Here is a 12,817-nt window from a genome sequence, read left to right as displayed (position 1 = left end):
ATGAAATTAACCATTTTAGGCTGTCATAGTGCAACTCCGAGAATTCATACGCATCCCACATCTCAGGTTCTAGAAATCAAAAATCACATTTTTTTGATAGATTGTGGAGAAGGCACTCAAGTCCAGCTTAGAAAAAATAAAATAAAATTCAATCGCATTAAACATATTTTCATTTCCCATTTACATGGGGATCATTTTTATGGTTTGGTGGGATTGATATCTACATTTAGATTGTTGACTCGGGAAACCGAGCTTCACATTTATGGCCCCAAAGGTATTAAGGAAGCGATTACCATGCTCTTGAAGTTAGGAGATTCATGGACCAATTACCCTTTAATTTTTCATGAACTAACCTCTAAGGAATCTGAATTGATTTTTGAAGATGATTTAGTTGAAGTTCGAACTATTCCGCTAAATCATAGAGTATATACCAATGGATTTTTATTTAAAGAAAAGCCAGGGGAACGTAAACTGGATTTAAATGCAGTTCTTAATGCCGACATTGATGTGGCCTATTACCGGAAATTAAAACAGGGTTATGATGTAGAGAGTAATGATGGAACGCTTATAAAAAACGAAGAGGTTACAAAACCACCTTTACCTGCAAAGAGTTATGCATTTTGTAGTGATACAGCATTTGAAAAGTCTATAGTACCTATAATTAATGAAGTAAATGTGCTATACCACGAATCTACTTTTCTTGAGAAACATGCACATTTGGCCTCTCCAACCAAGCATAGTACAGCAAAGGAGGCTGCAACTATTGCTAAATTAGCTAATGTAGGCACTTTAATTATGGGACATTATTCCACTCGCTATGACAATTTAGAGGATTTCAGAACAGAAGCTTCTGAATTTTTTTCTAATGTTGAATTGGCAGAGGCAGGGAAAGTGTTTGAATTTTAATTAATCTATTTATTCTTAAATTTAAGGTCAAATTTTAATTATGGAGAATAACGATTTAAGTCATTATAGAAAGTCCTATGAAAAACATGAGTTGTTACTTCAAGAAACACCAGATAATCCATTAGAACTCTTTCAAAAATGGTTTCACGAGGTAGATGAGTTTTTTCCAGAAGATGAAACCAATGCCATGACTATTTCTACCATGGGATTGGATGGATATCCCAAAAATAGGGTGGTACTTTTAAAACGATTTAATTATGAAGGATTCATATTTTTTACCAATTACCTAAGTGAAAAGGGCAAAGCTATTGCTAAGAATCCAAATGTTTGTTTATCTTTTTTTTGGGCTGGAGCAGAGCGACAAATCATTATAAAAGGAAAGGCAGAAAAAATAGCCGAAAATTTAAGTGATGGTTATTTTGAATCGAGACCAAGAGGTAGCCAATTAGGTGCTATAGTCTCTCAACAAAGCGAAGTTTTAGAAAGTAGGGAAGAACTGGAGAATAGACTTACTGAGCTAGAAGCACTTTATGAAGGTAAAGAAATAGAAAGGCCATCATACTGGGGAGGATTTCTTGTAAGACCTGTAGAAATAGAATTTTGGCAAGGACGCCCCAACAGACTTCATGATAGAATCAGATATCAATTAGATTCGGAATATAATTGGGTAAAAAAACGATTATCTCCTTAAAAAAACCGATGTAATGCATTAAAGCCCTATCTAAAATTGCATTTCATCGATAAAAGGAAATAAATAACGATTAAAAGCGTGTTTTTAATCGAAATTAACATTTCTTTAACATTTATTTTGAGTTAGGCGGTTAATTTTATAGCACCAAATCTTAATTGCCCAACATGAAACGACCTACTATATTACCAGTTTTGGTACTATGCGCCATGTTAAGCTTTTCCTGCTCTACCGAAAGTGTGGATGACAAAGCCGAATTGGCTACAGAGCAAATTGTAGTACCTCAAGCCAAAGAAATAGAAATAGAAATTTTGGAGTTGATTAATGACTACCGCATTAATAATGGGATGGTTCCATTAAATGGTATGGATTTAATCAAATCACAAGCCTATAGTCATACAGATTATATGGTAGCTCAAAATTCGGTATCTCACGATTACTTTTATCAAAGAAAGGCTTTTTTAATGGATCATACTGGTGCAGTAAAAGTTAATGAAAATGTAGCCTATGGGTTTACATCTGCTGAATCTGTTGTCAATGCTTGGATTAACAGTGATGCTCACAGGGAAAATATTATAGGAGATTTTACAGATTTTGACGTATCCGCTGAAAAGAACAGTCAAGGTAAATGGTATTTTACCAATATATTCATAAAGAAATAGGTTATATGTAAGCTAAGATGATAACCAAAGATTGTTGAAAATCATGATTGATTAGTAGCAAAACAACAATTCTTGTGAGAAAACCACCGGTATCGGTGGTTTTTTTTTGCTTGGAAGTTATTCTATTTAACTTATTCCTTGTCGTGTCCTTTTAGGGTGAATACTTTTTTGGAATATGGGTAGAATATATAACGAAATTAGAAGGTGTTATAAATTTAAAAGCCACCCAGGATTGGGTGGCTTTTTAGTAATAAGGCATTGTTAGGAAGGTATAATATGTAAGCTATAATATTAAATAATCACTAAACCTTATTACTCAGAAATAGTCTTACAAAAAGTTAAAATAATTTAACCCTCCATGTTATTTTTCTTCTTTACCAGAAAGAATGATGAATTTAGATCGTCTGTTTTCTTGGTGTCTTTCTTCCGAACATTTAACACCGTTGGAGCATTCATTGACCAATTGGCTTTCTCCATACCCAATGGCACTTTCAATACGTTCTGGTGCAATGTTTCTGGATAGAATGTAGTCTCTGGTCGATTTAGCTCTTCTATCAGATAATTTCATGTTGTATTTATCACTACCACGGCTATCTGTATGGGACTCAATCTTAATAACCATGTTTGGATGCTCTCTCATGACTGAAACAATATTTTCTAATTCATAGGCTGCATCAGCTCTGATATCCCATTTATCGAAATTAAAGAAAATAGGGTTAATCACAATTTCATTTAGATTGATAAGAGGAATCAAGTTAAGATCTACTTGATGTTCTTTCATATGCTCGTTGGAAGTTTCAACTTCTTTTATATCATCTTTGTAGTCAGCCTTACTGGCTAGAACGGTGTATTTTTTATCACAATCAGCTTCCAATTTATAAACCCCATTTTCATCGGTAGTTGTTTCGGCAACAATTTTTCCAGATTCATCTATTAGTTGAACAGTTGCTCCTTGAAGGATGGATAGGATCTTACTGTCTCTCACAATTCCTTGGACGATTTGTTGGCAATCATAAGAAACAAAACCGTAAATATCATCACTACCTTTTCCTCCTGGTCTATTTGAAGAGAAAAATCCATCTCCAGAATCAGAATCTAAGTAGATAGCAAAATCATCGTAACCACTATTGTAAGGAGCACCTAAATTAACAGCTTCGGCATTGGAATTGTTCAAGATATCCGATTTGAAAATGTCCAATAATCCTAAATTTAAGAATCCGTCAGAAGAAAAGTAGAATGTATTGTCCTTTGCAATAAAAGGGAATACTTCTCTTCCTTCTGTGTTGACTTTTTCTCCCATGTTTTCTACAGTTCCAAAAGAACCATCATCATTAATGGCTACTTGATAGATATCTGTTTGTCCAAAACCTCCTTCTCTGTCAGAAACAAAGTAAAGCATTTTGTTGTCCAAACTTAAAGCTGGATGTCCTGTAGAATAGACATCATCATTAAAAGGTAACTCTTCTACATTACTCCATAAAGAATCAACTAGAGTGGCTCTATACATTTTAAGGTGGGTAGTCCCTTCTTTATCATAACGAGGTCTATTTCTTTTATCGACATTATCCCTCGTAAAATACATGGTCTTCCCATCTTTTGTAAATACCGGATTGGCGTTATGAATATTTTTTCTTTTAACTCCCGAAAAATTTACCAATTGTGGCTCAGAAAATTTCGCCTTGCCATCTTCCATAACCCTGTCAGCTACATAGATGTCTAAAAAAGGTTCTCCATTCCATTTATAAATTTCATTTTCCGTATTTCTTGAAGTAGAAAAGAACATGACACTATCCATGACAACCGGACCAAAATCCGCATAAGTGGAGTTTATATCCAATCCTTTTACGTCCACGAAAAGTCCTTTAGGAGTTGATAATTTTTCATAAAGACTTAAGTTGCTAGAGGCCAATTCATCGGCACGTCTGTCATCATTTTGAATGTCCTTAAACTTAGCTAACCACTTTTCGGCCTCTTCATAGTTGCCTAAACTTCTTTGGGTTTGGATGTACTTATAAATGTATTCTGGACTGATTTTGTTTTCATATTTGTCCAAAGCCATTTTATACCATTTGGCAGCTTGCTCCGAATTGGAATTGTTGTAATAACAGTCTCCCAATCGTGTTAAAACATGCTCACTATTCTCTCCTTTTTTGACAGCTTCCTCATACAATTCAGCAGCTTTCAAATAAGCATATTTCTCAAAAAATTTGTCAGCAACTTTTTCTTGGGCAAAAGTAAAAGTTGAGCATAATGCTATGATTATAAGTAAAACTTTTGTTTTCATGCTGTTCATATTTAGAAGTATCTTGGGGATTTAATTCTTTTCATTTTAAATAATTCAAACATCACAATCAATTCATGGGTACCACCAGTGTAATCGTTGATTTCAGAAAGCGGGTATTCGTAAGTGTAACCTATTCTGAATTGTTTAGAAACTTGAAAATCGATCAAACCTCCTAGAGCTGAAGTATTTTCATTAATTCGGTAACCTGCTCCTAACCATAGTTTTTCATAGAATAGAAAATTACCAGTTAAATCATATGACATAGGCGCTCCATTGGTAGCCTTAACCAAGAATGCAGGTTTGAACTTTGTGTTGTCACCCAATGGGAATACATATCCCCCAGTAAAGTAGTAACTGACTCTTTCTAATGCTTGGAATTCTTGTCCATTGGAATCATGTCTATTGTAGTCGTTATTCAGGATTCTTGGTGTTGACAATCCTAGGTACCACATTTGACTGTGCCAAAAGATACCAGCTCCAATATTTGGGCTCCAGCGATCTTCAATTCCATAAATATTTGGGTCGTTTGCGCCAGGGTCTAATGCTAAGCGGTCTAAACGATAGCTTGTAAAACCAGCTTTAATACCAAACGCCAATTTAGTTTTCTCACCGGTATTAATGGTGTAAGAAAAGTCTCCGTAAAGGTACGTGAATCGTTCATCCCCTAATTTGTCGTTAATGAATGACATACCAATTCCGATTTTTTCATTCCTTAATGGGGAATGAATAGACAGTGTTTGGGTGGTTGGTCCACCGTCAAATCCTACCCATTGACTTCGGTGGAGTCCCACTATACTTAGCGTTTCTCTACTACCCGCATAAGCTGGATTTATAGAAATGGTGTTATACATGTACTGAGTAAATTGGGGCAATTGTTGGGCAATTCCTTGGATACCACTCAATAATGCTAACGCTACTACAAAATTTCTAATAAGTTTCATAGGTTATGGTTTTATTTGGTTCCAACGTAGATATGACCTGTGAAAGGCTTCAATCCACTATTTTTTAGGGTTACTATATAGTAATATGTTCCGTTAGGTACTTTATCGGCATTTCCAATAGAGGATTTATGGGTTTGACCATTCCAGTTATTTTGGTAATTGTCAGTTTCAAAGATCATAGCTCCCCATCTGTTGAAAATCTTAACATCAATTATGAAATCACATTCTTCTACACCCGTAATTTCAAAGAATTCATTCCATTGGTCTCCGTTTGGAGTGATGGCTTTAGAAATTTCTATATTGTCACCACAAGGTAGAACCAAACAGTCATCATTGATATTAATGGTTACTTCATAAGAAGTCAAACACGCTCCATTTGCTACGGTGTAACTAAATACATAGTCACCTAGTAAAACTTCTGAAGGATCAAAAATGGAACCGTTCAATTCGGTATTTCCAGCAAGAACTGTCCATGTTCCTGATAAATCATTACCAGAGTAATAATCAAATAAATCAATTTCTCCATCATCATTACATCGCTGATCAAAAGTTTCAACCACGTCAATACTTATCAAGACGTGTACGGTTTGACTCGCCGTTGCTTCATTACCACAAGCATCTACAAAAGTCCATGTCCAAACAATATCGTAATCATTTGCTGTGCCATCAAAGCCATTATCTTCCGTAAAATCAGTAATAGTAACTTCAGAACAATCATCAAATTCTAAAGTAGGTTCAGTTGGAACATCATCACAACTTACGGTTATATCTGCCAAATCTGTTAAAACTGTTGGCGCTGTTGTATCTTGAATGGTGATGGTCTGTGACACTGAAGATGAATTGTTACATGCATCAGTAAATGTCCACGTTCTGGTCACCACGATGTTACAAGGATCTGTATCGTCCATGCTATCCACAGCAGTAGCTGTAATATCACCAGCACAGTTGTCTGTAGCAGTCAACTCACCAGCAGCAGGCATATCGCCGATACACTCGTATGTGATATCTGCAGGAGCGTCAGGTGCAACCGGAGCTATTGTATCTTGAATAGTGATGGTCTGTGACACCGAAGATGAATTGTTACATGCATCAGTGAATGTCCACGTTCTGGTCACCACAATGTTACAAGGATCTGTATCGTCCATGCTATCCACAGCAGTAGCTGTAATATCACCAGCACAGTTGTCTGTAGCGGTCAACTCACCAGCAGCAGGCATATCGCCGATACACTCGTAAGTGATATCTGCAGGAGCCTCAGGAGCCACCGGAGCTGTCGTATCTTGAATAGTGATTGTCTGTGACACCGAAGATGAATTGTTACATGCATCAGTAAATGTCCACGTTCTGGTCACCACAATGTTACAAGGATCTGTATCGTCCATGCTATCCACAGCAGTAGCTGTAATGTCACCGGCACAGTTGTCTGTAGCAGTCAACTCGCCAGCAGCAGGCATATCGCCGATACACTCGTAAGTGATATCTGCAGGAGCCTCAGGAGCCACCGGTGCCGTTGTATCTTGAATAGTGATGGTCTGTGACACTGAAGATGAATTGTTACATGCATCAGTAAATGTCCACGTTCTGGTCACCACAATGTTACAAGGATCTGTATCGTCCATGCTATCCACAGCAGTAGCTGTAATGTCACCAGCACAGTTGTCTGTAGCGGTCAGTTCACCAGCAGCAGGCATATCGCCGATACACTCATAAGTGATATCTGCAGGAGCCTCAGGAGCCACCGGTGCCGTTGTATCTTGAATAGTGATGGTCTGTGACACTGAAGATGAATTGTTACACGCATCAGTAAATGTCCACGTTCTGGTCACCACGATGTTACAAGGATCTGTATCGTCCATGCTATCCACAGCAGTAGCTGTAATGTCACCAGCACAGTTGTCTGTAGCGGTCAGTTCACCAGCAGCAGGCATATCGCCGATACACTCATAAGTGATATCCGCCGGAGCCTCAGGAGCCACCGGTGCCGTTGTATCTTGAATAGTGATGGTCTGTGACACCGAAGATGAATTGTTACATGCATCAGTAAATGTCCATGTTCTGGTCACCACGATGTTACAAGGATCTGTATCGTCCATGCTATCCACAGCAGTAGCTGTAATATCACCGGCACAGTTGTCTGTAGCAGTCAACTCGCCAGCAGCAGGCATATCGCCGATACACTCATAAGTGATATCTGCAGGAGCCTCAGGAGCCACCGGTGCCGTTGTATCTTGAATAGTGATGGTCTGTGACACCGAAGATGAATTGTTACATGCATCAGTGAATGTCCACGTTCTGGTCACCACGATGTTACAAGGATCTGTATCGTCCATGCTGTCCACGGCAGTAGCTGTAATGTCACCAGCACAGTTGTCTGTAGCAGTCAACTCGCCAGCAGCAGGCATATCGCCGATACACTCGTAAGTGATATCTGCAGGAGCCTCAGGAGCCACCGGTGCCGTTGTATCTTGAATAGTGATGGTCTGTGACACTGAAGATGAATTGTTACACGCATCAGTAAATGTCCACGTTCTGGTCACCACAATGTTACAAGGATCTGTATCGTCCATGCTATCTACAGCAGTAGCTGTAATGTCACCAGCACAGTTGTCTGTAGCAGTCAACTCACCAGCAGCAGGCATATCGCCAATACACTCATAAGTGATATCTGCAGGAGCGTCAGGAGCCACCGGAGCAATTGTGTCTATAATAGTAAATGTAGCGGTAGTAGATGCTGCATTTCCACAACCATCAGTGGCAGTAAAAGTTACTGTAGCCGAACCAGTTTCCCCACAATCATCAGAAAGGGAAGAGAAGTCGTTAGACCAAGCCACGGCAGAACAGTCATCAGAAGCAGTAGCCCCACCGTTTGATGCCAACCAATCGTTTAGATCATCTATGTTTCCAGAACCGTCACATTCCACGGTAGAGGAGGTTGCATCTGTAATGGTAGGCGGTGTTGTATCCTGAACAGCATAGGAAGCCGTAGTGGATACAGAGTTTCCACATGCATCTGTAGCAGTAAAGGTTACAGCAATAGCTTGAGAACAATCTGAAGCATCGCCACCATAGGTGTTTGTCCAAGTGATCTCACTATTACAATTATCTGTAGCAGTAGCACCACCATTTGAAGCCAACCAAGCTTCGATACCACCTTGGTCACCATCAGCACTACACTCAATGGCAATGTCAGAGGCAGGCGACGTTAGAGTAGGAGGTGTATTGTCTTCAATACTAATTGAAGCTGAAGTTGATATTTCGTTTCCACAATCGTCTGTCGCAGTAAAGGTTACCAAAACAGCACCATTACAAGCTTCTAAATCATCAATGTTAAAATCGTTTGACCAAGTAACAGTGCTACAAGCATCATCGGCTTGCGCGTTACCATTGGCATTAATCCAATTGTTTATATCTGTTGTGTTATCAGGACCACATTCCAAAACCAAATCAGAAGCTGGAGTTGTCATCGTAGGAGGTACCAAATCAATTATAGTAAACAATGCTGTTGATGAACTTGAATTATTACAGTCATCGGTGGCAGTAAATTGAACCAAAGTAGTTGAAGTACTTCCGCATTGATCAATAACATTTAATACGTTATAGGACCAAGTGACATCAGAACAGTTATCAGTGGCTACAGTACCAGCATGTGTATTTAACCAAGCTTGATATTCGTTAGTATTTCCAGAACCATCACAAAGGACTGTTTGATCTGCTGCAACTGTAGTAAAAGTAGGAGCAGTAGTATCTGAAACAGAAATCGTTTGGGTTATTGAGCTTGAGTTATTACAATCATCGGTGAAAGTCCAAGTTCTAGTAACAGTTATATTACATGGATCAGCATCATTTACAGAGTCTACACCGGTAACCGTAATAGTTCCAGAGCAATTATCTGTAGCAGATAAATCACCAGGAGCAGGAACATCTGCTAAACACTGATAACTCATATCGGCAGGTGCAGCAGGAGCAACTGGTGCTAGGGTATCAGAAACTGTTATTGTTTGTGAGATCGAAGATGTATTATTACAATCGTCTTCAAATTCCCAAGTTCTGGTAATGACTATATTACAAGGATCTGTATTGTCAACTGAATCTGTTCCAGTAACGGAAATAGTACCTAAACAATTATCTGTGGCTAATAAATTTCCTGGAGAAGGAACATCAGCTAAACATTGAAATGTCTCATCGGCAGGTGCTACAGGAGCAACTGGTGCTGTTGTATCAGAAATGGTAATTGTTTGTGAAACAGAAGATGAGTTGTTACATGAGTCTGTGAATGTCCAAGTTCTTGAAATTTCAATATTACATGGATCAGAATTGTTTAAAGAATCGGTTCCAGTTACTGTAATGTCACCCTCACAATTATCTACAGCTGTTAAATCACCTGCGGCAGGTAAATCAGCTAAACATTGGTAGGATGTGTCAGCTGGTGCTGCTGGAGCAACCGGAGCTGTTGTGTCTTGTACATTAATAGTTTGTGATACAGATGAAGAATTATTACAGTTATCAGTAAAAGTCCAAGTTCTAGTAATAACGACGTTACATGGGTCAGAATTATCAATAGAATCAACTCCTAAAGAAATGATATCTCCAACACAATTATCTGTTGCTGTTAGATTTCCTGGAGCAGGAACGTCAGTCAAACATTGGTATGATTCATTGCTAGGAGCAGCAGGTGCTACTGGAGCCAATGTATCTATAACATGAATGGTTTGAGTTACTGAAGAAGTATTATTACAATTATCAGTAAAAGTCCATGTACGGGTAATAACCACATCACATGGATTAGAACTGTCTGTAGAATCGCTACCTGTTACAGTGATATTGCCATCACAAGCATCTACTGCTGTTAAATCTCCAGCAGCAGGTATATCAGAAATACACTCGTATGTGACATCTGATGGAGCAGTAGGAGCAACAGGTGCAATGGTGTCGTTTATATTGATGGTTTGGGTATCAGAAGCTGTTAACCCACAATCATCTGTAATGGTAAATGTTCTTGTAACGACAATCGGACAAGTTCCTGTAGAACTATCCTGATATGTTATTGAGGCGACATTGGCTTCAGTAAAACTACCTCCGGCAGCGATAAAATCGCTCTCAGAGATGGTTACAATGGTTTCTGAATATCCAAGACCAGCAATATCATTGGTTGAACATCCCTCTAATGTTGAGTCAGTTGGTGCATTTATAATTGGAACAATATTATCTGCAATAGAAATGGTAATATCTGCACTTATGGTACAGTTATTTTGGTCAGTTGCAGTAACGGTATAAGTTCCAGCTGGTAGATTACTGAAAGTGTTACCAGATTGAGAATATCCTGCTGGTTCTGGACTAATCGAATAAGTATATCCAGGTACGCCTCCAACTGGTCCTGAAGCGGTAATGGATCCAGTGGTTCCACCACTACAAGGTATATTGGTTGCACTTAAACTTAAGCCAGATAAAAGAGGAATCACAGTGACATCATAAGTCTGGCTATCTACAACACCATCATTATCTGTTACTGTTAATGTTACGCTGTATGTTCCTGGAGCAGCATAGGTATGACTTGGATTAGCTCCAGAACCTGTTGTACCATCACCAAAATTCCATACATATGTGTATGGATTGTCAATGTCTCCACCAGTAGTACCATCAGTAAAATTTATTTGATATGAATTACAAACTGTCTCATTAGAAAAGTTAGCAATTAAAGGAGCTCTTACTATATAACCAGTTGGGTTAGAATAACATTTCGAAGGATTCGTGCCACAGGCTGCTCCACTATTAGCTTGCCAAGCCATATAGAAGTTAACCATCTCCACTTGATCACCACAATTCCAAGTTAATTCTTGAACTTGAAGGTTTTGACCAACAGGAATGGGTTGATTTGGATATAAACAATCAGATACACTAGTTACAAATTGACCATTGATATAATAATCAAAAGATAGATATAAACTGTATCTGTTAGCATTGGTATTAGCTCCAAAATATGCAAATATGTATGCTGTTTGGGGTGTGCCAGGAGTACAGTTGTTATCTAAAGGTTGACCATTTATATCTGCTAAATAAAAATCGGTCAAATAAAAATCATTAGCATTACAAGCAGCAGTACCATCTACATTGGCTTCCAAATTTGAAGTTGTAGGGGATTGTGTGCTCAATAAAGTTGTGGTTTCACGATTCCTAACTTGAGCGTAGGTCAAACCGTGTAAAAGACCTATCATAAGAATCAAAAGACTTCGATACCTTACTTTAGTAGTAATTGTCTTCATAAGATGTAGATTTATAGCAAAACTTAATTTTATATATCGATGTTAGTTAAGTATCAATAAAATGATATTTAATAATCAAACTATATCTAAATTCTTTGTTGAGGGAAAATTTGTGCTACGACAAAAGAGCACAGAATGGACTAATCTAGTTTTCTGATTGGGGATCATTTTAATTAATAGCTTACAAGAGCAAATAAATAGTGATTCTGAATCTCAATCAAAAAAAAATGTCAAATCACTAAAATATTCGATTAAGCGGTGTGGGAAAACACTTTGTCGTTTAAAAATTGTGATTTAACGAATGCGATTTTTTATAAATCTTTAATATTTAGTTGGGATTGTAGGTCTTTTTTATTCATAATTAATAGCTTATAATTTATTTTAAGTAAATTTGAGAGTGCCAAACTAAGCTTTTTGTCTGAAATAAACAACAGTTTATCGAAAAAAATTAACACTTTATCGATTGTATGAAACAGTTAATAATTGTAAGACACGCTAAATCATCATGGAAATATGATGTTATTGATCACCAAAGGCCCTTAAAAAATAGGGGTAGGAATGATGCTCTGTTGGTTTCAAGTGAGTTTAAATACTATAATTTAAAACCTGAAATAATTTTTTCAAGCGATGCTGAAAGGGCAAAAAAAACAGCCGAAATTTTTAAAAAAGTTTTAGAAATAGAGGATTCTTTATTTCTTTTAAAACCAGAATTGTATGATTTTGGTGGAATTGAACTATTGAAATTCATTAAGTCGATTCCTGAAGATTTAAATTTTATTATGATTTTCGGTCATAATCACGCCATTACAGCTTTTGTAAATGAATTTGGGAATAAGTATACTGAAAATGTCCCTACATCGGGATTAACAATGATAGAGTTTGATATAGATTCTTGGTCTCAGTTGAAAAAAGGAAAGACAGTAATGTCTATTTATCCTAAGGATTTAAAGTAACCACTAATACATTCTATGCTTGCTTGCGGTGCACGGGCAGTCCGAGAGCCCCTGTAGGAAGTCGATACCAATTGTGATCATGTGTGTACCGGAGTTGTAGCCTATCAGGTCGTTCATAGTGAT

Annotated in this window: 7 protein-coding genes and 1 pseudogene; 4 read left to right on the top strand and 4 right to left on the bottom strand. The window is 37.7% G+C overall.

The window, feature by feature from the left end:
* From LOK78_RS14955 to LOK78_RS14945, 3 genes are all read left to right on the top strand, one after another.
* Positions 1-906, top strand: a complete 906-nt coding sequence (locus tag LOK78_RS14955; RefSeq protein ID WP_166961783.1) for a ribonuclease Z — start codon at positions 1-3, stop codon at positions 904-906.
* 40 nt (positions 907-946) lie between these two features.
* Complete coding sequence (pdxH, locus tag LOK78_RS14950; protein ID WP_232635460.1) at positions 947-1,597, top strand: pyridoxamine 5'-phosphate oxidase; 651 nt, start codon at positions 947-949, stop codon at positions 1,595-1,597.
* A 164-nt stretch (positions 1,598-1,761) separates the two neighbouring features.
* On the top strand, positions 1,762-2,256 hold the full coding sequence (locus tag LOK78_RS14945) for a CAP domain-containing protein (RefSeq protein WP_232635459.1): 495 nt from the start codon (positions 1,762-1,764) through the stop codon (positions 2,254-2,256).
* A 361-nt stretch (positions 2,257-2,617) separates the two neighbouring features.
* Here the strand turns inward: LOK78_RS14945 and LOK78_RS14940 are convergent, their stop codons facing one another.
* Genes LOK78_RS14940 through LOK78_RS16730 form a run of 3 tightly spaced genes read right to left on the bottom strand, consistent with a single transcriptional unit; the run spans position 2,618 to position 11,741 of the window.
* Positions 2,618-4,540: an OmpA family protein gene (locus LOK78_RS14940; RefSeq protein WP_232635458.1), complete on the bottom strand. Its 1,923-nt coding sequence runs from the start codon at positions 4,538-4,540 to the stop codon at positions 2,618-2,620.
* An 11-nt stretch (positions 4,541-4,551) separates the two neighbouring features.
* On the bottom strand, positions 4,552-5,481 hold the full coding sequence (locus LOK78_RS14935) for a PorP/SprF family type IX secretion system membrane protein (RefSeq protein ID WP_053970012.1): 930 nt from the start codon (positions 5,479-5,481) through the stop codon (positions 4,552-4,554).
* Positions 5,482-5,492: 11 nt separating this feature from the next.
* Positions 5,493-11,741 (bottom strand): HYR-like domain-containing protein, encoded by a 6,249-nt coding sequence (locus tag LOK78_RS16730; RefSeq protein ID WP_272490913.1) that lies wholly within the window; start codon positions 11,739-11,741, stop codon positions 5,493-5,495.
* 467 nt (positions 11,742-12,208) lie between these two features.
* On the opposite strand from LOK78_RS16730, the gene LOK78_RS14920 reads away from it, so the two are divergent.
* A complete protein-coding gene (locus LOK78_RS14920; protein ID WP_232635457.1) occupies positions 12,209-12,694 on the top strand; it encodes a SixA phosphatase family protein in 486 nt (161 codons plus the stop codon).
* A 3-nt stretch (positions 12,695-12,697) separates the two neighbouring features.
* Here LOK78_RS14920 and LOK78_RS16880 read toward each other — a convergent pair.
* A pseudogene (locus LOK78_RS16880) lies at positions 12,698-12,817 on the bottom strand (PorP/SprF family type IX secretion system membrane protein); the annotation flags it as partial.

This window comes from Mangrovimonas futianensis (genome assembly GCF_021245805.1).
Taxonomy (GTDB): domain Bacteria; phylum Bacteroidota; class Bacteroidia; order Flavobacteriales; family Flavobacteriaceae; genus Mangrovimonas; species Mangrovimonas futianensis.
The sequence above is the reverse complement of the archived record's forward strand: the minus strand, read 5'-3'. Positions and strand labels throughout refer to the sequence as shown.